21 protein-coding genes are annotated in these 22,777 nt (G+C 67.1%); 5 read left to right on the top strand and 16 right to left on the bottom strand.

What is annotated here, in order from left to right; genetic code table 11:
- Nucleotides 1-228 precede the first annotated feature (228 nt).
- From VOI27_RS14785 to VOI27_RS14760, 6 genes are all read right to left on the bottom strand, one after another.
- A complete protein-coding gene (locus VOI27_RS14785; RefSeq protein ID WP_323766130.1) occupies nucleotides 229-525 on the bottom strand; it encodes a 4a-hydroxytetrahydrobiopterin dehydratase in 297 nt (98 codons plus the stop codon).
- Nucleotides 522-1,709, bottom strand: a complete 1,188-nt coding sequence (locus VOI27_RS14780) for a GNAT family N-acetyltransferase (RefSeq protein ID WP_323766129.1) — start codon at nucleotides 1,707-1,709, stop codon at nucleotides 522-524. Before VOI27_RS14780 ends, VOI27_RS14785 begins: the two co-directional genes overlap by 4 nt.
- A 47-nt stretch (nucleotides 1,710-1,756) precedes the next feature.
- On the bottom strand, nucleotides 1,757-2,509 hold the full coding sequence (locus VOI27_RS14775) for a glycerophosphodiester phosphodiesterase family protein (RefSeq protein WP_323766128.1): 753 nt from the start codon (nucleotides 2,507-2,509) through the stop codon (nucleotides 1,757-1,759).
- Nucleotides 2,506-2,970 carry a RidA family protein gene (locus tag VOI27_RS14770; RefSeq protein ID WP_323766127.1) on the bottom strand — a complete coding sequence of 155 codons (465 nt, stop codon included), beginning with the start codon at nucleotides 2,968-2,970 and terminating at the stop codon, nucleotides 2,506-2,508. Before VOI27_RS14770 ends, VOI27_RS14775 begins: the two co-directional genes overlap by 4 nt.
- A gap of 69 nt (nucleotides 2,971-3,039) precedes the next feature.
- Complete coding sequence (locus tag VOI27_RS14765) at nucleotides 3,040-4,341, bottom strand: HlyD family type I secretion periplasmic adaptor subunit (protein ID WP_323766126.1); 1,302 nt, start codon at nucleotides 4,339-4,341, stop codon at nucleotides 3,040-3,042.
- Nucleotides 4,338-6,062, bottom strand: a complete 1,725-nt coding sequence (locus tag VOI27_RS14760) for a type I secretion system permease/ATPase (RefSeq protein ID WP_323766125.1) — start codon at nucleotides 6,060-6,062, stop codon at nucleotides 4,338-4,340. Before VOI27_RS14760 ends, VOI27_RS14765 begins: the two co-directional genes overlap by 4 nt.
- Nucleotides 6,063-6,263: 201 nt before the next feature.
- On the opposite strand from VOI27_RS14760, the gene VOI27_RS14755 reads away from it, so the two are divergent.
- Nucleotides 6,264-7,067 (top strand): VacJ family lipoprotein, encoded by an 804-nt coding sequence (locus tag VOI27_RS14755; RefSeq protein ID WP_323766124.1) that lies wholly within the window; start codon nucleotides 6,264-6,266, stop codon nucleotides 7,065-7,067.
- Nucleotide 7,068: 1 nt separating this feature from the next.
- Nucleotides 7,069-7,662: an ABC transporter substrate-binding protein gene (locus tag VOI27_RS14750; RefSeq protein WP_323766123.1), complete on the top strand. Its 594-nt coding sequence runs from the start codon at nucleotides 7,069-7,071 to the stop codon at nucleotides 7,660-7,662.
- Between the two features lie 38 nt (nucleotides 7,663-7,700).
- On the opposite strand, the gene VOI27_RS14745 is transcribed toward VOI27_RS14750, so the two are convergent.
- From VOI27_RS14745 to VOI27_RS14735, 3 genes are all read right to left on the bottom strand, one after another.
- Entirely contained in the window at nucleotides 7,701-8,432 is a 732-nt protein-coding gene (locus VOI27_RS14745) for an SDR family NAD(P)-dependent oxidoreductase (protein ID WP_323766122.1), read from the bottom strand.
- 147 nt (nucleotides 8,433-8,579) lie between these two features.
- Nucleotides 8,580-9,335 (bottom strand): DUF1365 domain-containing protein, encoded by a 756-nt coding sequence (locus VOI27_RS14740; RefSeq protein WP_323766121.1) that lies wholly within the window; start codon nucleotides 9,333-9,335, stop codon nucleotides 8,580-8,582.
- Nucleotides 9,332-10,627, bottom strand: coding sequence for an NAD(P)/FAD-dependent oxidoreductase (locus VOI27_RS14735; RefSeq protein WP_323766120.1), 1,296 nt, complete (start codon nucleotides 10,625-10,627; stop codon nucleotides 9,332-9,334). The genes VOI27_RS14740 and VOI27_RS14735 overlap by 4 nt, the downstream gene beginning before the upstream one ends.
- 276 nt (nucleotides 10,628-10,903) lie before the next feature.
- Here VOI27_RS14735 and VOI27_RS14730 point away from each other — a divergent pair, with 276 nt between their 5' ends.
- Nucleotides 10,904-11,449 (top strand): sigma-70 family RNA polymerase sigma factor, encoded by a 546-nt coding sequence (locus VOI27_RS14730; protein WP_323766119.1) that lies wholly within the window; start codon nucleotides 10,904-10,906, stop codon nucleotides 11,447-11,449.
- An 8-nt stretch (nucleotides 11,450-11,457) separates the two neighbouring features.
- Nucleotides 11,458-12,108, top strand: coding sequence for a ChrR family anti-sigma-E factor (locus VOI27_RS14725; protein WP_323766118.1), 651 nt, complete (start codon nucleotides 11,458-11,460; stop codon nucleotides 12,106-12,108).
- A 146-nt stretch (nucleotides 12,109-12,254) separates the two neighbouring features.
- Here VOI27_RS14725 and VOI27_RS14720 read toward each other — a convergent pair whose 3' ends face one another.
- The 4 genes from VOI27_RS14720 to VOI27_RS14705 form a co-directional block, all read right to left on the bottom strand.
- Nucleotides 12,255-13,421, bottom strand: a complete 1,167-nt coding sequence (locus VOI27_RS14720; RefSeq protein WP_323766117.1) for a DNA recombination protein RmuC — start codon at nucleotides 13,419-13,421, stop codon at nucleotides 12,255-12,257.
- Entirely contained in the window at nucleotides 13,418-15,286 is a 1,869-nt protein-coding gene (mutL, locus tag VOI27_RS14715; RefSeq protein ID WP_323766116.1) for a DNA mismatch repair endonuclease MutL, read from the bottom strand. The genes VOI27_RS14720 and mutL overlap by 4 nt, the downstream gene beginning before the upstream one ends.
- A gap of 254 nt (nucleotides 15,287-15,540) precedes the next feature.
- Nucleotides 15,541-16,881: an ammonium transporter gene (locus VOI27_RS14710; RefSeq protein WP_323766115.1), complete on the bottom strand. Its 1,341-nt coding sequence runs from the start codon at nucleotides 16,879-16,881 to the stop codon at nucleotides 15,541-15,543.
- 28 nt (nucleotides 16,882-16,909) lie between these two features.
- Nucleotides 16,910-17,248 (bottom strand): P-II family nitrogen regulator, encoded by a 339-nt coding sequence (locus tag VOI27_RS14705; protein WP_323766114.1) that lies wholly within the window; start codon nucleotides 17,246-17,248, stop codon nucleotides 16,910-16,912.
- A gap of 260 nt (nucleotides 17,249-17,508) precedes the next feature.
- Between VOI27_RS14705 and VOI27_RS14700 the strand changes: the two genes are divergently transcribed.
- A complete protein-coding gene (locus tag VOI27_RS14700) occupies nucleotides 17,509-19,689 on the top strand; it encodes a PBP1A family penicillin-binding protein (protein ID WP_323766113.1) in 2,181 nt (726 codons plus the stop codon).
- 136 nt (nucleotides 19,690-19,825) lie between these two features.
- Here the strand turns inward: VOI27_RS14700 and VOI27_RS14695 are convergent, their stop codons facing one another.
- The 3 genes from VOI27_RS14695 to smpB form a co-directional block, all read right to left on the bottom strand.
- A complete protein-coding gene (locus VOI27_RS14695; RefSeq protein WP_323766112.1) occupies nucleotides 19,826-21,010 on the bottom strand; it encodes an amino acid aminotransferase in 1,185 nt (394 codons plus the stop codon).
- Nucleotides 21,011-21,015: 5 nt separating this feature from the next.
- On the bottom strand, nucleotides 21,016-21,873 hold the full coding sequence (sseA, locus tag VOI27_RS14690) for a 3-mercaptopyruvate sulfurtransferase (protein WP_323766111.1): 858 nt from the start codon (nucleotides 21,871-21,873) through the stop codon (nucleotides 21,016-21,018).
- Nucleotides 21,874-21,957: 84 nt separating this feature from the next.
- Nucleotides 21,958-22,431 (bottom strand): SsrA-binding protein SmpB, encoded by a 474-nt coding sequence (gene smpB / locus VOI27_RS14685; RefSeq protein ID WP_323766110.1) that lies wholly within the window; start codon nucleotides 22,429-22,431, stop codon nucleotides 21,958-21,960.
- Nucleotides 22,432-22,777 lie beyond the last annotated feature (346 nt).

Here is a 22,777-nt window from a genome sequence, read left to right as displayed (position 1 = left end):
ACCGTTCAGGCTGACGACCAAGAATGCGGACGGCTCCCAATCCGGCACACGGGCTCTTGCCCAGGGACCTCACGGGATGCCGTCCGCACCTCCATTATACAGAAAACTGGTTAGACAGGGACCTCCTCGCGGACGACGCATGTCACCCGGTGACCAAGCGCCCGACAGCGCGAGGCCCCGGACCACGTCCGGACTGCGCCCCTTCACAGGACTGCAGCACTCCGCGCCCTACTCCGCCAGCTGGTCCATCTTGCGCGCCAGCTTGACGTCATGCGAGCTGAGCCCGCCGACGTCATGCGTGGTCAGCACCACCTCGACTGTCTTGTAGACATTCGACCACTCCGGGTGGTGGTTCCATTTCTCGGCATAGATCGCCACCCGCGTCATCCAACCGAAGGCGTCGATGAAATCCTCGAACTGATAGGTCTTGCAGATCGCGTCACGCGTGTCGTCGACCGTCCAGCCCCTGTCCAGCAGTGGCGCGAGCATGGTCTTTCGCCCGGTATCCGACAGTTTCTCGCTCATTGCTGTTCCTCCTGTTGGCTGCGCCGGAACGGGCCGTAACTTGTCAGGATCTCGATATCCTCGTCAATCGCCCGGCGCTCCGCCTCGAGATAGCGCGAAATCGCCTCGGAAAACCCCTTGTCGGCCACCCAATGCAGCGAATGGCAGGGCACCGGCAGGTAACCGCGCGCCAGCTTGTGCTCGCCCTGCGCCCCGGCCTCGACCCGCGTGAGGCCGTGGGCAATGGCGAAATCGATCGCCTGATAATAGCACGCCTCGAAATGCAGGCAGGGATGATCTTCGATGTAGCCCCAGTAGCGGCCGTAAAGCACCTCGCGGCCGATGAAATTCAGCGCGCCTGCCACCCAGCGCCCGTCACGCTCGGCCAGCACCAGCGCGATATCGTCGCGCAGCGCCTCCTGCGCGATGTCGAAGAACGCCCGCGTCAGGTAGGGCGTACCCCATTTGCGTGCCCCGGTGTCCTGGTAGAACCGCCAGAAGGCATCCCAGTGCTCAGGCTCGATCGCGTCGCCGGTCAGCGTGCGGATCGTGCCGCCAAATCCCTGCGCCCGCGCCCGCTCCTTGCGGATGGTCTTGCGCTTGCGCGACGACAGCGCAGCGAGGAAGCCGTCGAAATCGGCATAGCTGTGGTTTTCCCAGTGAAATTGCTGGGTCTGCCGGCGCAAAAGGCCCATCGCGACGCCAGCCTCGGCCTCATCCTCGGTGCAAAAGGTCACATGCAGCGACGACAGCCCATTGTTGGCGGCCAGCTTGATCGCCCCCTGCACCAGCGCCGAGGCGCCGATCTCCTCGAACCCCGGCCGGGTGAGAAAGCGCCGGCCGGTGGCCGGCGTGAACGGCACCGCGATCTGCAGCTTGGGGTAATAGTCGCCGCCGGCGTTCTCATAGGCATGCGCCCAGTTGTGATCGAAGATATACTCGCCCTGGCTGTGGCTCTTGGCATAAAGCGGTGCGCAGGCGATCACCTCGCCATCCAGCCGCGCGGTCAGATAGGTCGGCTGCCAGCCGCTGCCGCGCCCGACCGAGCCGCTGGCCTCCAGCGCCTCGAGAAACCGGTAGGTGGTGAACGGATCGAACGGACGACCGCCGTCGGTCACCTCGGGACAGGCGCAGGCATCCCAGAGGGCGGCGCCGATCTCCTCGATCCGGTCGTGGGTCTGTATCTCGATCTGGGTTTCGCGCATCACATCTGCCCTGGTCTCTCAGAGACTTGGCGCCGCGCGGCCGGCATTCAAGCCAAATACTGCTCGAAGGTGATATTGCCGGCCAGCTTGCGCGCCTCTGCCTCCTCTGCGGGCGTGCGCACGGTCCAGCAGAGCACCGGCACGCCGCGCGCCCTGAGCTCCGCCACCGGGGCCGCGCCGAGGTCGGTGATCTGGTGGCTGATGAAACTGGCACCGACCCGGTCGAAATCCGCGATCGCGCGCAGATCGGCGCGGGTCTCCGCGCTGAGCTCGGGCCAGTCGTCGGCATCATAGCCGCAGGTGGTGAGACCCCGCGGCAGATCCGGCGCAAGCCGCGCCATCTCGGCCACGGCGTGCGGATTGAAGGACATCAGCGCCACCGGCCCGTCATAGCCTTGCAGCGCCGTGGCCGTAGCCTGCTCCAACACCCCGACGTCGGGCCCCATCGCGCCATCCTGGTCCTTGATCTCGATCAGCAGCGGCACCCGGCCGGCGACGATCTCAAGCACCTCGGTCAGCGTCGGAATGCCCTCATCGCCGCCCGACAGCGCAATGCCGCCCAGTGCCTCGGCCGTGAAGTCGCTGACCCTGCCCTGCCGGCCAGTCAGCCGGTCGAGCGTATCGTCGTGAAACACCATCGCCACGCCGTCGGCGGAGGGCTGCAGATCGATCTCGATACCATAGTCCTGCGCGATCGCGGCGCGGATCGCCGCACGCGAGTTCTCGGGGCGGCCCTGTGCCCGGTCGTGCAGCGCGCGGTGGCTGATCGGGCGGGCCAGAAAAGCGGCAGGCAGGGTCATGCGATCTCGAAGATGCCTTCGATCTCGACCGCCACGCCCAGCGGCAGCGCCGCCGCCGAGACCGCCGAACGCGCATGATGCCCTGTCTCGCCCAAAAGCTCGACCAGCACGTCGGAGGCGCCGTTGATCACCTTGGGCTGGTCGGTGAAATCCGGCGTCGAATTGACGAACCCGGTGAGCTTGACCACCCGCTTGAGCCGGCCGAGGTCACCCTCGCAGGCGGCGCGCACCTGTGCCAGCAGGCTGAGCGCGCAGGCCCGCGCCGCCGCCGCACCCGCCGCCACGTCGAGGTCATCGCCCAGCTTGCCGAGGATCAGTCCGTCGGGGCCGGACGAGACCTGACCCGAGACATAGAGCGTGTCGCCCGAGCGCACGAAGGGCACGTAATTGGCGGCCGGCGCGGGGGCGTCCGGCAGGGTCAGGCCCAGCTCTGCAATGCGGGCTTCGATCGGGTTGTCCATCTGGCACCTCCTGAGATTTGCCCGGACGCTACGGCGCGGGGGCGGCAGGGGCAAGGGGGCATTGACGGCTCAGCTTTCGCGCATCGCCCGGGCCAGGTAATCGGCCAGCGGCTTGAGCAGATAGGCCAGCGGCGACCGCGCCTCGGTGCGCAGGAAGGCCTCGACCGGCATGCCCGGGATCAGCGCCGTGCCCTCGGGCAGCTTGGCGATTTCGCCGGGGCGCAGCACGATCTCGGCGCGGTAATAGGGCTGCCGGGTGACCTCGTCGACAAAGGCATCACCCGAGATCTTGACCACCTCGCCGAAGATTTCGGGTGTCTCGCGCTGGCTCAGCGAGGTCAGCCGCAGCAGCACCTCCTGGCCAACGCGCACCTCGTCGATGTTGATCGGGGCGACGCGAGCGGCAATCACCGCCGGACGGTCACGCGGCACCAGAAACATCAGCGGCTCCGCCGGGCGGATCACCGCGCCCTTGCCAAACACCGCGAGGTCATAGACCGCGCCCGCCACCGGCGCGCGGATTTCCATCCGGCCCAGCTGGTCGCTGAGGACGGTGGCCTCCTCGGCCAGTTCCCATTCGCGCACCCGCAGGTCGCGCAACTGAGTGATCGCCTCTTCGCGCAGCCGCGAGCCGATCGACAGGATGGTGATGTCGATCTCGGCGATCCGGGTCAGCGCCTGCGCCTTCTGCGCCGTCAGCTCGCCCGCCAGCCCCTGCAGCTCGGCGCGCTGGCGCTGAACCGCCAGCACCCGCGAGGCCTGCGCCAGCTTCTTGTCGAGCAGGATCTGCTGGTTCTCGAGCTCCTCGTCGATCAGCGCGCGGCGTTCATCGAGCGCCTCTTGCTGCGCCTCGATGCCCTCGATCTGCACCGCAATCTGGCGCGACTGGGCGTGCAGCCGGTCGATCTCTCCGGCGGTCGATTCCGCGCGGGCCCGGAACAGCCGGGTCTGCCCGGCGATCATCTCGGCCACCGAGGGCATCTCCTCGGCCACGTCGAGCAGCAGCGGATCGTAGTCGGGCTCCTCGGCGCCGTCGCGCTCGGCCTCGAGCCGGCCGCGCCGCGCCATGACCTCGTGCAGCTGGTCGCGGGCGATGGTCAGCCTGCCGCGTACCAAGGCCGGATCGAGGCGCAGCAACACCTCGTCGGCGCCGACGATATCGCCCTCGCCGACCAGCAGCTCTGAGACGGTGCCGCCGTCGGGGTGCTGGATCGCCTGCCGGTTCTGATGCACCTCGACCTGGCCCGAGGCGATGACCGCACCGGAAATCCGGCTCATCACCGACCAACTGCCAAACCCGCCGACCAGTACCGCAAGGGCCAGCACGCCGAGAAACAGCGGCGTACGGACGGAGAATTCCTGAACGCTCATTTCACCCCTCCCGGTCCGGCCTGACGGATCTGCGCGGCGTTCTGCACGGTCTTCTTCAGCACCTCGTCACGCGGGCCGAAGGCCACCCGGGTACCGCTGTCGAGCACCAGAAGCAGATCGCATTCCTGGATCGCCGCCGGCCGGTGCGCCATGATCAGCACCGCCCCGCCGCGCGCCTTGACCGTGCGGATCGCGGCGTTGACGGCGGCGCTGCCCTGATTGTCGAGGTTGGAATTGGGCTCGTCGAGCACCAAGATCTCGGGGTCGCGATAGAGCGCGCGGGCCAGCCCGATACGCTGCATCTGCCCGCCCGACAGCCGGCCGCCGTGGGCGTCGATCCTTGTGTCATAACCGTTCGGCAGTTTCAGGATCAGCTCATGCGCCGCCGCCATCTGCGCCGCCGCCACCACCTGTTCGGCATCCGGTTCCGGCTCGAGCCGGGCGATATTCTCGGCGATGGTGCCGTCGAACAGCTCAACCTTCTGCGGCAGGTAGCCGATGTAGAGCCCGAGCTTTTCCGGCGGGTATTGATCGAGCGTCGCGCCATCCAGCCGGATCCGCCCCGAAGCCGGCGCCCAGAGACCGGTCAGCGCACGGGCCAGCGTCGACTTTCCGGCGCCAGAGGGCCCGATCACCCCCATGGCCTGCCCCGGCTTGATGTCAAAGGAGATCATGCGCAGCGCCGCCTGCCGCTCGGCCGGCGGGATGATGGTGAGCTGCTGAACCTCGAGCCGGGCCTTGGGCCGCGGCAGCTCCATCCGCGGCTGGTCCGGCGGGGTGGCGCCCAGCAGCAGCGCCAGCGCCTGCCAGCCCTGCCGGGCCCGCTGGGCCACGCCCCATTGACCGATCAGCACCTCGATCGGCGCCAGCGCCCGGCCCAGCAGGATCGAGCCGGCGATCATCGCCCCGGCCGAGAGCTCGCCGCGCAGCACCAGCCAGGCGCCCAGACCCAGCATCGCCGACTGCAGCAGCAACCGCAGCGCGCGGGTCAGCGAGGTAAAGCCGCCGGAGACGTCGGAGCTGCGGATCTGCCCCTCGAGCGCCATCTGCCGCGCGCCTTTCCAGCGTGCCAGCGCCGCCTTGTGCATGCCCATGGCCTGCACCATCTCGGCCTCGTCGCGCATCCGGCTGGCCACCGCCTCGGAGCGGTGAGCCGCACGGCCATGGGCCTGCACCGGCGCCTTCTGCATTTGTTGCGAGATCAGCGCGATCACCACCAGCACCGCCCCGCCGGTCAGCGCCATCAGCCCCAGCAAGGGGTGAAAGATCGCGATCCCGGCAAGAAAGAACGGCGTCCAGGGCAGGTCGAACAGCGCCATCAGCACCGGCGAGGTCAGAAACCGCTGCACCGATTCGAGATCGCGCAGCCCGGTGGCCGAGGCCTCGTCGGTGCGGGCGGCGGCGCGCCGCAGGCTGGCGTTGAACACCCGGTCGTCGAGCCGCGACTGGAACCGCGCGCCGACACGCGCCATGATCCGGCCGCGCACGAAATCCAGAAGGCCCATCATCGTGTAGAGAAAGATCACCAGCCCCGACAGCGCCACCAGCGTCGCCTCAGACCGGCTCGACAGCACCCGGTCGTAGACCTGCAGCATGTAGAGCGGCCCGGTCAGCATCAACAGGTTGGCAAAGAAGGAAAACAGCCCCACCGACCAGTAAAGCCCGCGGCTCTCGCGGCGCACCTTGCGCAGTTCGCTCAGTCCGGCGTCGCGTGGTTGCATGCGCTGGGTCTCGCTCTTGTGTTCCGGCCGCAGGCAGGATGCCGGCGACCCGGCTTGCCCGGCAAGCCGCGATAGGTCAGATTACACCAGTGTCGCCGTTTGGCCACAATGGTGCGTGGGGCGGTTTCAGGCCGTGAGCCCAAGGCTTGAATAGACTACATCCGAAGTATTGCGAAGCGATTGAGAGTGCCTGTGGTCGGTATGTTTTTCCCCGTGATCCGCCCGATGCTTGCCGGGCTTGCGCTTGGGCTCTCCGCAGCCTGCACCCTGCCCGCCCCCGGCGCAGCGCCCGCCGACGGCATTTTCGACCCCTACGAGACGCGCAACCGCGCCACCCACGCGCGCAGCAAGGCCGTCGACCGCCGGGTCATTCGCCCGGTGGCGCTGGCCTATGCCGATACGGTGCCGCAACCGGTGCAGGAGATGGTGGTGCATTTCGCCGACAACCTCGCGGTGCCGGGCGCGGTGCTCAACCAGCTGCTGCAACTCGATCTCGGCGGCGCGCTGCACAACGGCGTGCGGTTCGGGCTGAACAGCACCCTGGGCTTTGCCGGCGTCTTTGATGTGGCGGCCGAGTTCGGCATCTACGAAGACGAGGCCGACTTCGGTCAGACCCTGGCGGTCTGGGGCGTGCCAGAGGGGGCTTATCTCGAGCTGCCGATCCTCGGCCCCGCGACCGAACGCGATGCGGTGGGCCGGGTGGTTGATCTGCTGATCGATCCCCTAAATACGATCGCGCGGCCAGAGAGCCTTTATCTCAAGCTGCCGAAGGTCGCGGCCAAGGTTGGAAAACGGGGCCGCTACGCAGCCTCTGTCGACAGCCTTTTCTATGACAGCGCAGACAGTTACGCCCAATCCCGCTTGCTCTACCTGCAAAACCGCCGGTTCGATGTCGGTGTCTCTGACAGGGCCATATCCTCCACGGCAGACGGCGAAATCGATCCCTACTCAGAGTTGTCTGGGGCCATGACGGACCCATATGAAGAGCTATACGGAGAACAGTGACATGTTTCGAAGACACTTCCTGACCCGTGCCGCAGCAGGCGTGACGGCCTCGGTCTTTGCCCTGCCGGCGCTGGCGCTGACCACCGGCCGGGCGCGGTCTCTGGTTGACCAGCTGGTTGCCGATATCAACCGCGCGCTGTCTTCCGGACTTGCGCCGGGAGCGATGCACGCGGAATTCGAGCGGATTTTTCGCCGCTATGCCGATGTGCCGACGATTGCCGCCTATGCGCTTGGCGTCGATGGCCGTCGCGCCAGTGCGGCGCAGAAACGCGCCTTTCAGGAGGCCTTTATCGGCTATATCGCCCGCAAGTACGGCACCCGGTTCCGCGACTTTGCCGGTGGTCGGATCGAGGTCGACGAGGTGCGCCAGGTCAAGAGCTTCTACGAGGTCAGCTGCACCGCGCACCTGCCCGGCGAGGCGCCCTTTGCCGTCGATTTCATGGTCTCCGACAATGCCGGCCGCGACCTGTTCTTCAACATGAAGATCGAAGGCGTGAACCTGCTTCTGACCGAACGCACCGAAATCGGCGCGATGATCGACCGCCGCGGCGGCAATCTCGACGGGATGATCCAGGACCTGCGCAGCTCGGGTTAGGTCTTACCCTGAGCGGGCCACGCGCCCGCCCCCGTTCCTCAGGCGAACAGCCGGTAATAAAGCCCGTCCGGCAGCAGGTTGCCCAGCCGGAAGAGCCAGGCGAAGGGCGCCGGAAAGCTTTTCTTGAAGCCGTCGGAATTCATGTGCTCAAAGATCGACTGCGCCGCCTCTTCCGGCTCCATCAGCGCCGGCATCTTGAAATCGTTCTTGTCGGTCAGCCGGGTGCGGATAAAGCCCGGGTTGACCAACTGCACCTTGACGCCGGAGCCGCGCAGATCGGCGTGCAGCGCCTCGGCCATCGCCATCACCCCGGCCTTGGAGGCGGCATAGCCGGTGGCCCCCGGCAGACCGCGATAGCCCGAGAGCGAGCCGGTCATCACGATATGGCCGGAGTTCCGCGCCACCATGCCGGGCACCACCTGCCCCAGCACCCGCGCCGCGCCGGTGAAGTTCACGTCGCACATGGCGGTGACCTCCTTGGCATTCCAGGCCTGCGCCGGCTGCGGCCAGTAGACCCCGGCCAGATAGACCAGACCGTCGATCTCGCCGGCCTCGGCCGCGGCGCGGGCCACATCCTCGGCATCGGTGACGTCGCAGGTGATAACCTGCGCCCGGCCCGGCAGTTCGGCCTTGAGCGCCTCGAGCCGGTCCTGCGACCGCGCCGAAAGGATCACCTCTGCGCCGGCCCGGCTGAGCTTGTCCGCCAAGGCGCGGCCCAGCCCCTCGCTCGCGCCCACCAGCCAATACCGTTTACCCAGGAATTCCGTCATCTTGCCTCCAGAGGGCACCGCGGGGCCGCAAGGGCCAGGCACTGCGCCATTTCATGAAACCGGTCAGGTCGATGATCCCGCGATCGGGCGCAGGTTTCAACCTTTTGCTCCTGTCACAGATAGGCCGCCGTCCGCCCCGCGCCAGATTTAGCGGCTGATTTCCCGCGCCGGGGCCTCAGGGCGGTTGCGATAGCGCGCGCCCTTCCACCACAGCTTGAGCGCCTGCCAATGGATCAGCGCCAGCACCCGCCTCGCCCCGAACGGCCGCCGCAGGCAGAACCCGAGGATCGCGCGGTCGGTCAGCGGCGCGCGCGGACCGGTCAGCGTGGCGGTCACCCCGCCGTGGCCGGTGTCGAGATCGATCCAGATGCCGATCCGGTCCGAGCGAATGTCGAAGCGGAAGGTATAGGCCCCCGCCACCGGCTGAAATGGCGAGACATGCAGGATCTTCTGCGCCGCAATCCGGTCTTCGGCGGTGATCGGCGAAAGGTCGGAGGTGTGGCAAAGATAGCTGTGACGGTCGCCGAAGGTATTGGTCACCTCGGCGATCACCGCGCGCAGCCGTCCGACATCGTCGTGGATCAACCAAAAGCTGACCGGGTTGAATACATGCCCCAGCACCCGCGGCTGCGCCAGCAACTGGATCTTGCCGGTCAGCGGCAGGCCCTGCTGCGCCAGCACGTCGCGCACCCAGGCCGCGCCGCGCCCCTGTTTCGGCGCGCCGCCATGGTCGCTGTCGTGCAGCGAGGTCAGCCCGGCGCGGTTGCGGGCAAAAAGCCGCGGGCCGGTCACCTCCGCCTCGGGCTCGAGCAGCACGTAATCGACGCCGTAGCGAAAGCTGTTCTCGACCGCGCCCTTGCGGCCGTGCCAGGTGTGGCCGGCGATATGCTCGGGTCGGCTCATTCCGCCGCGACCAGCAGCGGCGCGCGCTCAAGGATCCGCTCGGTCACATCCGCGGCCGAGGCCAGTCCGTCCTCGTGAAAGCCGTTCTTCATCCAAGCGCCGCAGAACCAGGTTCGCCGCGCGCCGTTGAAGGCCGCCACCGCGCCCTGCGCCCTGAGCGCGGCCAGATCGTAGACCGGGTGACGCAGGATGACCTGGTCGTAAATCAGCTCCGCGCGGATCGGCCTGCGGGCATTGAGCGTCACGAACATCGGATCATTGGCCGGGATCGGCTGCAGCTTGTTCATCCAGTAGGTCAGGTCGATCTTGCCGTCGCGCGCCTTTGGGCCTTCGGTATAGTTCCACGACGACCAGCAGGCGCGGCGGTCCGGCATGACGCTGGGATCGGCGTGCAGGGTGATCTCGTTGGGTTGATAGCCGATGGCGCCCAGCGCCTGCGCCTCCTCGGGCGCGGGATCGGCCAGCAGACGCAGGCTGTCGTCGGAATGGGTGGCCATCACCACCTCGTCAAAGGTCTCGCGTCCGTGTGCACTCACGATCTCGACCCGGTCGGCAAAGCGCCGCACCGCCTGCACCGGCGTCGCCAGCCGCATGCGGACCAGCCGACGCCGCAGGCTGGACTCGAGCCTGCGGACATATTCCACCGATCCGCCATCGACGGTGTACCACTGGTGCTGGCCGCTGTGGCTGAGCAGCGCGTGGTTCTCGAAGAACTGGATCAGCGCCTGCGCCGGAAACTGCAGGATCTGCTCCGGCGGGGTCGACCAGATCGCGCCGGAGAGCGGCAGCAGGTAATAGTCGCGGAACCAGTCGCCCATCCGCATCTGGTCGAGGAAATCGCCCAGCGGCTGCTGCCGGTCGGTTGCGGCGTCCAGCGCCCGGGCGTTGAACCGCAGGATGTCGCGGATCATGCCAAGGAACTTCGGGTTGAACATGTTGCGCCGCTGGCTGAACACCGCGCCGAGGTTTTCCAGACCGTATTCCATCTCGCCACCGCGCAGCGAGGCGGCAAAGCTCATGTTGCTCTGCGTCACCGGCACGTCGAGATGGGCAAAGAGCTCGGCCAGCCGCGGATAGTTGGCATAGTTGAACACGATGAACCCGGTATCGACCGGCTGGGTGCCGCTCTGGCCGGCGAGCACGGTGCGGGCATGTCCGCCAAGCCGCGGCCCGGCCTCGTAGAGGGTCACATCGGCCGCGTCGGCCAGAAAATGCGCCGCCCCCATGCCGGAGATGCCGCCGCCGATGACGGCGATCCTGCGGCGGAAGGGCGGGTATGGGTCAAGCGGCATGTCTGTGTCCTGTGGTTCCGGTGTCATCAGGTCTACGACGGCCGCGCCCGGTTGGATGAAAAAGAATTCGGCCGCATGACTGATCCAGCCCGCGCCGGGCGGCGTATCCCTTGGATGTTGAGCGCGACAAAGACCCAACCGGCGGGTGACATTCCGCTGCTTTCCCTCTCTTATGTGCCGAGGGCCACGCCGCCAGTGGTGCCGACGGTGCTACTGGCGCCCGAAAAGAGGGTGCCAGTGGCGCCGGTACAACAGACAGGGACCCGGAGCAGACAGATGAAAGCTGCGCCAGCGCGGGCCGACTGGATCGGCCATGTCATCCGCATTCGCGACGCCCGCGACGAGGCCGCCTTTGCCGAGATCTTCGCGCATTTCGCGCCGCGGGTGAAAGCCTTCCTGATGCGCTCGGGCGGCGATCCGGCGATTGCCGAGGAATGCGCCCAGGAGGTGATGGTCACCCTCTGGCGCAAGGCGCATCTGTTCGATCCCTCGCGCGCCAGTGTCGCCACTTGGATCTTCACCATCGCCCGCAACAAGCGGATCGACGTGCTGCGCCGCCAGCGCCGGCCCGAGCCTGACGATCTGACATGGGGCCCCGAGGCCGAACCCGATCAGGCCGACGTCGTGGCGCTGCAACAGGAGAGCGCCCAGCTCGGCGAGGCCATTGCCCGCCTGCCCGAGAAACAGCGCGAGCTGATCCGACAGGCCTATTTCGGCGAAATGACCCATAACGAGATCGCCGAGGCCACCGGCCTGCCGCTGGGCACGATCAAATCCCGCATCCGACTGGCGCTCGAGCGTTTGCGCCACGCCATGAAATGAGCCACGCCATGACCGACGAGATCACCCACCACCTGACCGACGCCCTGCTGATGGCCTATTCCGCCGGCACCCTTCCGGAGGCCTTTAACCTCGCGGTGGCCACCCATGTCTCGATGTGCGACGCCTGCCGAGCGGCGGTCGAAAGCTATGACGCCGTCGGCGGCGCGCTGCTGGCCGAGGACGGTGACGCCGAGACGGCCCGGATGGGCGACGATGCGCTCTCGGCGGCGCTGACGAGGATCCGCGAGGCGCCCGTCGAAGACGCGGTGCCCGCCGCGGGCGACGTGCCCGCGCCTCTGGCGGGTTATATCGGCGGCAGCCTGTCAGAGGTGAAGTGGCGCCCGGTGGGCATGGGGGTGCGGCAGGCGGTGCTGGCGACCTCGTCAGAGGCGACGGCGCGGCTGCTCTATATCCCGGCCGGGGCGGCGATGCCAGACCATGGCCACAAGGGGTTGGAGCTGACCTTGGTGCTGCGCGGGGCGTTTTTCGACGCAGCGGCGCGGTTCGGCCCCGGCGATGTCGAGGTGGCGACCGAGGCCGACCAGCACACGCCGATTGCCGATATCGGCGAGGATTGCATCTGCCTTGCCGTCACCGATGCGCCGCTCAGGTTCCGCCGCTGGCTGCCGCGTCTGGCACAGCCGTTTCTCGGGATCTGATGACAGGGCAGTGGGCCCCAGACCCACCCTGCGGCCGGTGAGGTGAGTAGCCAGATCAGGGCGAAGCTTCACCGCTTGGCGCTCCGCCGTCCCGGACCTGGTCCGGGGCACTCGGGGTCTCTTCAGAACACGCGCACCACCCCGCTCTAAGTTCGCGGCAGCGGCACCACGTTCTCGCCACCCTCCGGTGCGATCTCTTCGAAATCGAAATTGTCCAGCCGCCGCGCCCGCCGGCCGGCCTTGTCGGCGCTGATCTTGATCTCCGAGATATCCTTGGCCGCCTGGCCGAAATGCCGGTCGAGGTTCTCGACCCGCGCACCCAGCCGCTCCACGTCGGCAAACAGCAGCCCCAGCTCGCGCCGGATCGCGCCCGCCTGCTCGCGCATCCGGGCGTCTTTCAGGATCGCGCGCATGGTGTTGAGCGTCGCCATGCAGGTGGTGGGCGAGACGATCCAGACCCGCGCGGCAAATCCCTCGCGCACCACCTCGGGGAAATTCGCATGCAGCTCGGCATAGATCGCCTCTGAGGGCAGGAACATCAGCGCGCCCTCGGCGGTCTCGCCGTCGAGGATGTAGCGTTCGGCGATGTCGCGGATGTGCTTGCGCAGAGACTGGCGCAGCTGCTGCGCGGCGCGGTGCGCGCGCTCGGGACTGTCGGCGCGGCGCAGCGCCTCATAGGCTTCGAGCGGGAATTTCGAGTCGATGGCAATCGGCCCCGGCGGGTTGGGCAGGTGGATCAGGCAGTCGACCCGGCGGCCGTTCGACAGCGTCGCCTGCAGCGTGTAGCTGTCGGACGGCAGCGCCTTGGTGACGATGTCGTTGAGCTGAATTTCCCCGAAGGCGCCGCGGGTCTGCTTGTTCGACAGGATGTCCTGCAGGCTCAGCACGTCGCCCGAGAGCTTGGTGATATTGTCCTGCGCCTTGTCGATGGTGGCCAGCCGCTCCTGCAGCTCGCCAAGGCTTTTGGCGGTGCGCCGGGCCGAGCCGTGCAGGTTCTCCTGCATCTGCTGCTGGACCTGGCTCAACCGCTGCTCCATCAGCTGCAGCATCTTGATCTGGCTCTGCGCCTGCGCCTCGGAGACGTGATGCAGCCCGCCGGAGAGCCGCTCCTGCCCCTCGCCCAGCGCCTGCACCCGATGGCCCAGCATGCCCATCTGCTGCGCCAGCGGTTCCGCCAGCCGGGCCGAGCGGGCCGCGGCGCGGGCGGTCGAGACCAGCAGCCAGAGCACCATGAGCAGCAGCCCGCCGCCGGAGAGCAGCGCCAGGACCTGCGGGTCGTCCAGCGCGAGGGTGGTGTCACCAAGGCGGATCATGTGCGGCCGAACAGCCGCTCGATATCGCTGAGTTTCAGCTCCACATAGGTCGGCCGGCCGTGGTTGCACTGGCCGGAATGCGGCGTCGCCTCCATCTCGCGCAGGAGCGCGTTCATTTCCTCGGCCTGCATCCGCCGGCCCGAGCGGATCGAGCCGTGGCAGGCGACGCGGGAGAGGATGGCATCGATCCGCTCGCGCAGTTGCGCCGACTGGCCGAGATCGTGCAGCTCGTCGAGGATGTCGCGCAAGAGCGCCCCGGCGTTGACCTCGCCGAGGATCGCCGGGGTTTCGCGCACCGCCACCGCGCCGCCGCCAAAGGGCTCGACGGTGAGGCCAAGCTCCCGCAGCGCGCCCGTGTGCTCCAGCAGCAAAGCGCAATCGGTGTCGGAGAGTTCCACCACCTCGGGGATCAGCAGCGCCTGGGCAGCGATGCCGTGTTCCGCCGCCTGGCGCTTCAGCTTCTCATAGACCAGCCGCTCATGCGCCGCGTGCTGGTCGACAAGGACGATGCCGGTCTCGGTCTGGGCGACGATGTAGTTCTCATGCAGCTGCGCCCGGGCGGCGCCGAGCGGGCGGCGCTCGGTCGGCTCTTCAAGCCCTTGCGGGCTTTCCTCGCGCAGAGGCTCCGGCTCGACCCTGGCGCTGTAGCTCTCGGCCATCTCGGCGAAACCTGGGCTCTGCGCCTGGTAGGCCGCCTGACGCGCCGCCGGGCCCGGGCGGTCGATCCGGGGCCGGTCCATCTGGTAGACCCGGGGCTGGGCAGGCTCGGGCTGCATCGCGCCCAGCGTCGCGCCGGCGACAGTGGTCGAGGCCCGGTGGCCGGCATTGGCCAGCGCATGACGCAGGCCCGAGACGATCAGCCCGCGGGCGAGGCCGGGGTCGCGGAAGCGGACTTCGGATTTCGCCGGATGGACGTTGACGTCGACCAGATGCGGATCGCAATCGAGAAAGAGCGCCACCGCCGGGTGCCGGTCACGCGACAGGAAATCGGCGTAGGCGCCGCGCAGCGCGCCGTAGAACAGCTTGTCGCGCACCGGGCGGCCATTGACGAACATGTACTGCGCCACCGCCGAGCCGCGGGAATAGGTCGGCAGGGCGGCAAAGCCGGTCAGGTGCAACCCCTCGCGTTCGGCATCGAGCGGCACCGCGTTCTCGGAGAATTCGCGGCCGAGGATCTGGGTCAGGCGGCCGTTCAGCGCCTCGAACAGCTCGCCCGACATCGGCTCGGCGCGGAAGCTGGTGCGCTCCTGCGTGCCGGTGACATCGCGCAGGGTGAAGCCGACGAAGGGCTCGGCCATGGCGAGGCGCTTGATGACGTCGGAGATCGCCTGCATCTCGGCCCGGTCCGAGCGCAGGAACTTGAGCCGCGCCGGGGTGGCGAAGAACAAGTCGCGCAGCTCGACCGTGGTGCCGCGGTTGCAGGCGGCGGGTTTGACCGGGGCCTGCGCGCCGCCCTCGACATGGATCACCGCGGCATCGCCCTGGGCCGCGCGCGAGGTGATGGTCAGGCGGCCGACCGCGCCGAGGCTGGGCAGCGCCTCGCCGCGGAAGCCGAAGGAGTGGATGTCGAGCAGGTCTGAGCCATCGATCTTGGAGGTGGCATGGCGCGACAGCGCCAGCGGCAGCTGGTCGGCGGTCATGCCGCAGCCGTTGTCGCGGACCCGGATCAGGCTCTTGCCGCCGGCAGCGATGTCGATCTCGATCCGGGTGGCGCCGGCGTCGAGGGCGTTTTCGACCAGTTCCTTGACGGCCGAGGCGGGCCGTTCGACCACCTCGCCGGCGGCAATGCGGTTGACCGCCGCATCGTCGAGCTGGCGGATCTCCGGCGCGTCTCTATCGCGGATATTGGGGGGCTGGTCCTTCATACCGCTAAACCTAGCATGGCGGTATTTGATTCTGCGAGGGGGAAAGAATGCGGGCTTTCGCTTCGGGCGCGGTCCATTCCAGGGGGTCAGTAACACGCCCTGCGCGTTACGGGCTTGGTTAGCATCAAGTGGCTTACAGCCCCGTTGGATCGCCGCGCCGCGGCCCGTCGATGCGCGGCTGCGGTACGCTCTTGGCAAAGGAAAAAGGCCCGGGCGTTTCCGCCCGGGCCTTCGCGTCACATGTCTCTCAGGGCTCAGCCCTTGGAGAACTCAGGATAGGCTTCCATGCCCAGCTCGGCCATGTCGAGACCGTTGATCTCTTCTTCCTCGCCGACGCGGATGCCGGTGACCGACTTGAGGATGAACCAGATCACACCCGAGACCACGAAGACGAAGATGCCGACGACGAGGATCGAGTAGAGCTGCGTGCCCAGCGAGGCGTCGCCGTTGGTGAAGACCACCGCGATGGTGCCCCAGATGCCGGCGAAGAGGTGCACCGGGATGGCGCCGACCACGTCGTCGATCTTGAGCTTGTCGAGGAACGGCACCGCGAAGACCACGATCACGCCGCCGACCATGCCGATCAGGGTGGCTGCACCCAGCGACGGCGTCAGCGGTTCGGCGGTGATCGAGACCAGACCGGCCAGAGCGCCGTTCAGGATCATGGTGAGGTCGGGCTTCTTGTAGAGCAGCTGCGTCAGGATCAGCGCGGCGATCGCGCCACCGGCCGCGGCGGTGTTGGTGTTGGCAAAGATGCGCGACACGTCTGCGACATCACCCACGGTGCCCATCGCCAGCTGCGAGCCGCCGTTGAAGCCGAACCAGCCGAGCCACAGGATGAACGTCCCGAGGGTCGCCAGCGCCAAGTTGTGGCCGGGGATCGGCACGGTGCGGCCGTCCTTGGTGTATTTGCCGATCCGCGGGCCGAGGATCAGCGCGCCGGCGAGAGCCGCCCAGCCACCGACCGAGTGCACCACGGTGGAGCCTGCGAAATCGAGAAAGCCCATCTCGTCCAGGAAGCCGCCGCCCCATTTCCACGACGCCTGCAGCGGGTAGATGATCGAGGTCAGGATGATGGTGAAGATCAGGAAGGGCCAGAGCTTGATGCGTTCGGCCAGCGCGCCAGAGACGATCGAGGCGGTGGCGGCACAGAACATCAGCTGGAAGAAGAAGTCCGAACCGGTCGAGGCATAGCCGTAATCATCGGCCGCATCGGAGGTCACGCCGACGGCTTCCAGAACGCCGGGGCCCCAGACGCCCGACAGCACGCCGTCGACCATCCATGTGCCCAGCGGGTACATCAGGTTGTAGCCGATCAGGTAGTAGAAGATCGCCGCGAAGGAAAACAGCGCGACGTTCTTGGTCAGCTGCATGGTCACGTTCTTGGCGCGCACCAGGCCCGCTTCGAGCATGGCGAAACCCGCGGCCATCCAGAACACCAGGAAGCCGCCGATCAGAAACAGCAGCGAGTTGAAGATGAAGACGCTGTCGGTCGAGGCGTTCACGCCCGGCACCGGGCCGTCATCCTGGGCAAGCCCGAGGCTGGGCGCGGCGATCATCGCGGCGGCAAACCCCAGTGTGGTAAGTGTTTTCATGGATACTATCCCCTTTGTCCGCGTCGCTTCAAAGCGCGTCGTCGTTGGTTTCACCGGTGCGCACGCGCACGGCCTGTGCCACGTCGAGCACGAAAATCTTGCCGTCGCCGATCTTGCCGGTCTGGGCGGTTGTGGTGATGGTCTCGACCACCTGGTCGGCCATCGCGGCCGACACGACGATCTCGAGCTTGATCTTGGGCACGAAGTTCACGGCGTATTCGGCACCGCGGTAAATCTCGGTGTGACCCGACTGCGAGCCGAAGCCCTTGATCTCGGTCACCATCATGCCGCGCACCCCGATGCCGGTCAGCGCCTCACGGACCTCTTCAAGCTTGAACGGCTTGATTGTCGCAATGATGAGTTTCACGTTCTTCCCTTTCGGTAAGCGAGCCCGGGGCCCGCGGATTTCGCAGTTGCAGAAAAACGGTGCTTCAGGCGGATCCGGAAGGTATCGCCGTCGTAAAAGACGGTGAAACCGGCAGCACATGCACAATTTTTGCACAAAAACTGGCAGATGATGAAAAATCAGTCAGTAAATAAACGACAGGTCAGGCCACATCCCCTCAACATCCCGCCGCGAAACGGCTAGTTTGACGGCAAAGCGATAATCCCGAGCAGGTTAATGACATGAGTGATTCCGGTCGGCGGAAACCGCGCCTGGTGGCGGACAAGAAATACCCCCGGACCTCCGGTTCAGGGGCGCGCAAGACCCCCGCGAAGGGCCGCAAGCGGGCGGCCAAACCTGCCCGCAAACCGGTGCGGCGCGGGCCGCTGGGCTATCTGTCGATGCTGATCCGCTGGGTGTTCGGGCTGATCTGGAAGGCGGCGGTGCGGGTCACCGCGGTGATCGCGCTGCTGATCGGCGCCGGGGTGGCCTATTACTGGTCGACCCTGCCGCCGGTGCAGGAATTGCTCGACGGACGGGCGCGCGGTTCGGTCACCATGCTCGACAACACCGGCGAGGTCTTTGCCTGGCGCGGCGAGCAATTCGGCGGCGCGATCGATGCCGAGACCGTCAGCCCGCATCTGCGCAACGCCGTGGTCGCCACCGAGGACCGGCGCTTCTACCGCCACTTCGGCATTTCGCCGCGCGGCGTGGCCAGCGCGATCCGGATCAACCTCAGCGAAGGGCGCGGGCCGCTGTCGGGCCACGGCGGCTCGACCATCACCCAGCAGACCGCCAAGCTGCTCTGCCTCGGCACCCCCTACACCGAGAAGGACTGGGAGAGCGAGCGCGCCTATGAGGCCGAGTGCCGCGAAAGCTCGCTCTGGCGCAAGATCAAGGAAGCGACCTATGCGATGGCGATGGAGGTCAAGTATTCCAAGAACGAGATCCTGACCGTCTATCTCAACCGCGCCTTTCTCGGCGAAGGCTCGCGCGGCTTCGAGGCCGCCAGCCAGCGCTACTTCGGCAAATCCGCCAACGAGGTCGAACCGGCCGAGGCGGCGATGCTGGCGGGGCTTTTGGTGGCGCCCTCGCGCTATGCGCCGACCAACAATCTGGAACGCTCGCAACGCCGCGCCGCGACGGTGATCCGGTTGATGGAGGACCAGGACTACCTAAGCAAATCCGAGGCCGATCACGCCCAGGCCAACCCGGCGGTGCTGTCGGATGCCGCCGAGGCCGAGGCGGGCGGCTATTTCGCCGACTGGGTGATGGCCTCGGGGCCCGAATTTTTCACCCGCAACACCACCGAAGACGTGATCATCCGCACCACGCTCGACCAGCGCATCCAGCGCGCGGCGGAAGAGGCGATGATCCATGTCTTCGAGAACAAGGTGCGCGAAGGCTCCAAGGCGCAGGCGGCGATCGTGGTGATGTCGGCCGACGGCGCGGTGCGCGGCATGGTCGGCGGGCGCAAGACGCGGGTCTCGGGCGTGTTCAACCGCGCCACACAGGCCAAGCGGCAGACCGGCTCGTCATTCAAGCCCTTCGTCTATGCCACCGCGATGGAGATGGGGTATTCCCCCACCGACACGGTGCGCGACGAGCCGTTCTGCATGGACATCCCCGGCTCCGGCGAGTGGTGCCCGAAGAACTACACCAATGACTTCAAGGGCACGGTGACGCTGACCGACGCGCTGAAAAACTCGCTCAACATCCCGGCGGTCAAGATCTCCGAGGCGCTGGGCCGCGACCTGGTGCAGAAGGTGGCGCGCGATTTCGGCATCGACAGCACCCTCGCCGACACCCCGGCGATGGCGCTTGGCGCCTCTGAATCGACGCTGATCGAGATGGTCGGCGCCTATGCCGGCATCCTCAACGGCGGCTCGGCGGTCACCCCCTATGGTCTGGTCGAGCTCAAGCTGCTGGGCGAGGACGTGCCGATGATGGATGCCACCGGCGGCATCGGCGAGCGGGTGATCCAGAGGGACGCGGCGCGCGCGCTGGTCTACATGATGGAAAAGGTGGTCTCTGAAGGCTCGGGCCGTCGCGCCGCCCTGCCCGACCGGCCGGCCGCCGGCAAGACCGGCACCACCCAGGCCGCGCGCGACGCCTGGTTCATCGGCTTCACCGCCGATTATGTCACCGGGGTCTGGATGGGCTATGACGACAACACGCCGCTGACCGGGGTTACCGGCGGCGGCCTGCCGGCCGAGATCTGGCACGAGACCATGGTGCGGGTGCACGAGGGTCTGCCGGTGAACGAACTGCCGATGGATGCGCCGGCCGCACCGGCACCGGCCCCCGAGCCAGAGCCCGCGCCGCAGCCCCGGCGCGAGCAGGAACGCCCCGGCCAGAAGGTCGGCCCGATCGTCGAAAACCTTGTGGAACAGGTGCTGCGCGATATCTTTGGCGGCAACTAGGCGGCGCGCGGCGCGGTCCTGCCTGAAGCTCTCTCGAGGGCATGTGCCCGTCGGTTCGGCGGCGGAAGCTCGAATCTGCAACAATGCGGGCGTGCGCCATGGCGCACGCCCGGTGTCATAGGTCGGCGATGCCGGGTCAGATGCCGGCGTCGACGATCGCCTTGGCGAGCACCGGCACGGTGTGCTTGTTGAGGCCGGCGATGTTGAGCCGGCTGTCGCCCACCATGTAGATCGCATGTTCCTCGCGCAGCCGCTCGACCTTGTCGGGTGTGGTGCCGATCCGCGAGAACATGCCGCGGTGCTCGGCGATAAAGCCGAAACGGTCAGAGCCCGAGGCCGCCTGCAGTTCCGCCGCCAGCTGCTCGCGCAGCTTCAGCATGCCAAGGCGGATGTCTTCCAGCTCGGCGGCCCAGTCGGCGCGCAGTTCGGGATCGGTCAGCACCATGGTCACCAGCCGGGCGCCGTGATCCGGCGGGAAGGAGAAGTTCTGCCGGTTGAGATAGGCCAGCGCGCCCTCGTGGGTGTCGCGCCGCGCCGCATCCTGGCTCACCGCCATGGCGAGACCCGCGCGCTCGCGGTAGATGCCGAAGTTCTTGGAACATGAGGCGGCGATCAGCGTCTCGGGCACCGAGGAGGCCACCAGGCGCGTGCCCTCGGCATCGGCGTCAAGTCCGTCACCAAAGCCCTGGTAGGCGATGTCGATCATCGGCGTCGCGCCGGTCTTGAGCAGCAGGTCGACCACCGCCTGCCATTGCGTGAGATTCAGGTTGGCGCCGGTCGGGTTGTGGCAGCAGCCGTGCAGCAACACCAGGTCGCCGGCTTTGGCCTCGGCCAGGTCGCTCATCATGGCGTCGAAATCCACCGCTCGGGTCTCGCTGTCGAAATAGCGGTACTCGGTAAAGGGCAGCCCCATGAACTTGAGGATCGACAGGTGGTTGGGCCAGGTCGGATCAGAGACCCAGACCCGCACGTCGGGGTTGGCCATCCGCGCCAGCTCGAAACACTGCCGAACCGCGCCGGTGCCGCCGGGGGTGGCCGCGCCGGCGATTTGATCGGTGGGCACCGCGTCGCCAAGGATCAGCCCGGCCAGCGCGTCGCGATAGGCCGGATCGCCGGTCAGACCGACATAGGACTTGGTTTCCTCGCGCTCCCAGAGCTGCTTTTCCGCGGTCTTGATGGCGCGGAAGATCGGCGTCTTGCCATCGGCGTCCTTGTAGACGCCGACGCCGAGGTCGATCTTTTGCGGACGGGGATCGTCGCGGTACATCTTGACCAGCGCGAGGATCTTGTCGGCGGGTTGGTCCTTCAGGTTTGACAGCATGGGGATCAGGCCTCTCCAGTGGCAACGGGCACGGTGGGGAACTGCCCCCACTCGGCCCAGGAGCCGTCATACAATGTGTGATCGGTCTTGCCCATCCGCTCGAGCGCCAGCGACAGGATCGCCGCAGTGACGCCGGAGCCGCAGGAGGTAATGACCGGTTTCGACAGATCGACGCCCGCCGCCTCAAAGATGGCGCGGGTCTCGTCGGGTGATTTCATCGTGCCGTCGGCGTTCAGCAGGCTGGTATAAGGGACATTGCGGGCGCCGGGGATATGACCCGAGCGCAGGCCGGCACGCGGCTCCGGCGCGGCGCCGGTAAAGCGGTCCGGGCTGCGGGCGTCGACGATGGCATGCGTGCCCAGCTTGGCCGCGGCGCTGACCTGGGTGACATCGCGCACCAGGCCGTTCTGCACCCGCACCGTCATGTGACGATCGCGGATCACCGGCGGCATGTCCTCGATCTCGCGGCCCTCGGCGCGCCATTTCGGCAGGCCGCCGTCGAGCACCGCGATCGACACCTGCCCCATCAGCCGGAACAGCCACCAGACCCGCGCCGCCGAGAACAGCCCGGTGCTGTCATAGACCACCACCTGGTGGCCGTCGCCGACGCCGAGGCTGCGCATCCGGGACATGAATTTCTCGACCGGCGGCACCATATGCGGCATGTCCGAGCGGTGGTCGCTGATTTCGTCGATGTCAAAGAAGCGCGCGCCGGGGATGTGGCCGGCGTCATACTCGGCGCGGGCATCGCGCCCGGCGTCCGGCATGTGCCAGCTGGCATCCAGGATGCGAAGATCCGGATCCTTGAGATGTTGCGCCAACCAGTCGGTCGAGACCAGCGTTCCGGGATCGTCCTGCGCCATGAAGCCCCCTGAAAAAGCGATTGGCCCTTCCTATCCAAGCGGATGGGGGGAAACAAGTGGGCTCTCCGGTCAGCTTGCCGCGGCCTAGCTGTCCTTGAGCAGCCGTTGTTTCTGGCGGTTCCAGTCGCGCTTGGCCTCGGTGGCGCGCTTGTCGTGGTTCTTCTTGCCCTTGGCGATGCCGATCTTCATCTTCGCCAGCCCCTTGTGGTTGAAGTAGAGCACCAGCGGCACCAGGGTCATGCCCTTGCGCTGGGTCTCGCTCCACAGCCGCGACAGCTCCTTGCGCGAGACCAGAAGCTTGCGGCGGCGGCGTTCCTCATGCGGGAACATGGCGCGATTGTACGGGGCGATGTAGGAGTTCACCAGCCAGAGCTCGCCGTCCTCGACGGCGGCATAGCTCTCGGCGATATTGGCCGAGGTTTCGCGCAGGGATTTGACCTCTGAGCCGGTGAGGATCATGCCGCATTCGATGTCATCGTCGATGGCATAATCATAGCGCGCCCGGCGGTTTTCCGCGAGCACCTTGTAGTTCGGATCGGTCTGTTTCTTCTTGGCCATTGGACCTGACTATATCGGGCGGCAGGGCGTGTCCATCAAGGGCGTGCAGGCAAAACGGTCAAACAGGACCTGCGCCCGACCCGGACCTGAGCCGGGGCCGCGCCCTCAGCCCCGGACGCAAAGCCGTGCGAACGCCGCCCTGCGGGGCGGGGGTCGGAGAGCCATGTCGGGCAGTTCATCTGATTGAAACCCGTGAACCCTTGTCAAATATCACACCCGAGCACCGCAACGCAGAGCCGCGCGATTGCCGACCCGCGGGGTGGCGAGCCAACGGTCATGGCGCCACTGGGTGGCAAAGTCCGTAGAACCTCTGATCGGCGTACATGCAGCAGCCAAATCGCCGCAC

It is taken from the genome of Marinovum sp., from assembly GCF_034669705.1.
Taxonomy (GTDB): domain Bacteria; phylum Pseudomonadota; class Alphaproteobacteria; order Rhodobacterales; family Rhodobacteraceae; genus Marinovum.
Note: the sequence above shows the minus strand (reverse complement) of the source record. Positions and strands in the feature narration are given on the sequence as shown.

Bases quoted from the DNA above. Each gene is read 5' to 3' on its own strand.
- sseA (WP_323766111.1), bottom strand. From the start codon at position 21,873: ATGGCGCAGGACGATCCCGGAACGCTGGTCTCGACCGACTGGTTGGCG.
- VOI27_RS14695 (WP_323766112.1), bottom strand. From the start codon at position 21,010: ATGCTGTCAAACCTGAAGGACCAACCCGCCGACAAGATCCTCGCGCTG.
- VOI27_RS14765 (WP_323766126.1), bottom strand. From the start codon at position 4,341: ATGAGCGTTCAGGAATTCTCCGTCCGTACGCCGCTGTTTCTCGGCGTG.
- VOI27_RS14750 (WP_323766123.1), top strand. From the start codon at position 7,069: ATGTTTCGAAGACACTTCCTGACCCGTGCCGCAGCAGGCGTGACGGCC.
- VOI27_RS14700 (WP_323766113.1), top strand. From the start codon at position 17,509: ATGAGTGATTCCGGTCGGCGGAAACCGCGCCTGGTGGCGGACAAGAAA.
- VOI27_RS14725 (WP_323766118.1), top strand. From the start codon at position 11,458: ATGACCGACGAGATCACCCACCACCTGACCGACGCCCTGCTGATGGCC.
- VOI27_RS14760 (WP_323766125.1), bottom strand. From the start codon at position 6,062: ATGCAACCACGCGACGCCGGACTGAGCGAACTGCGCAAGGTGCGCCGC.
- VOI27_RS14785 (WP_323766130.1), bottom strand. From the start codon at position 525: ATGAGCGAGAAACTGTCGGATACCGGGCGAAAGACCATGCTCGCGCCA.
- VOI27_RS14720 (WP_323766117.1), bottom strand. From the start codon at position 13,421: ATGATCCGCCTTGGTGACACCACCCTCGCGCTGGACGACCCGCAGGTC.
- VOI27_RS14730 (WP_323766119.1), top strand. From the start codon at position 10,904: ATGAAAGCTGCGCCAGCGCGGGCCGACTGGATCGGCCATGTCATCCGC.
- smpB (WP_323766110.1), bottom strand. From the start codon at position 22,431: ATGGCCAAGAAGAAACAGACCGATCCGAACTACAAGGTGCTCGCGGAA.
- VOI27_RS14780 (WP_323766129.1), bottom strand. From the start codon at position 1,709: ATGCGCGAAACCCAGATCGAGATACAGACCCACGACCGGATCGAGGAG.
- VOI27_RS14755 (WP_323766124.1), top strand. From the start codon at position 6,264: ATGTTTTTCCCCGTGATCCGCCCGATGCTTGCCGGGCTTGCGCTTGGG.
- VOI27_RS14770 (WP_323766127.1), bottom strand. From the start codon at position 2,970: ATGGACAACCCGATCGAAGCCCGCATTGCAGAGCTGGGCCTGACCCTG.
- VOI27_RS14740 (WP_323766121.1), bottom strand. From the start codon at position 9,335: ATGAGCCGACCCGAGCATATCGCCGGCCACACCTGGCACGGCCGCAAG.
- mutL (WP_323766116.1), bottom strand. From the start codon at position 15,286: ATGAAGGACCAGCCCCCCAATATCCGCGATAGAGACGCGCCGGAGATC.
- VOI27_RS14735 (WP_323766120.1), bottom strand. From the start codon at position 10,627: ATGCCGCTTGACCCATACCCGCCCTTCCGCCGCAGGATCGCCGTCATC.
- VOI27_RS14775 (WP_323766128.1), bottom strand. From the start codon at position 2,509: ATGACCCTGCCTGCCGCTTTTCTGGCCCGCCCGATCAGCCACCGCGCG.
- VOI27_RS14745 (WP_323766122.1), bottom strand. From the start codon at position 8,432: ATGACGGAATTCCTGGGTAAACGGTATTGGCTGGTGGGCGCGAGCGAG.
- VOI27_RS14710 (WP_323766115.1), bottom strand. From the start codon at position 16,881: ATGAAAACACTTACCACACTGGGGTTTGCCGCCGCGATGATCGCCGCG.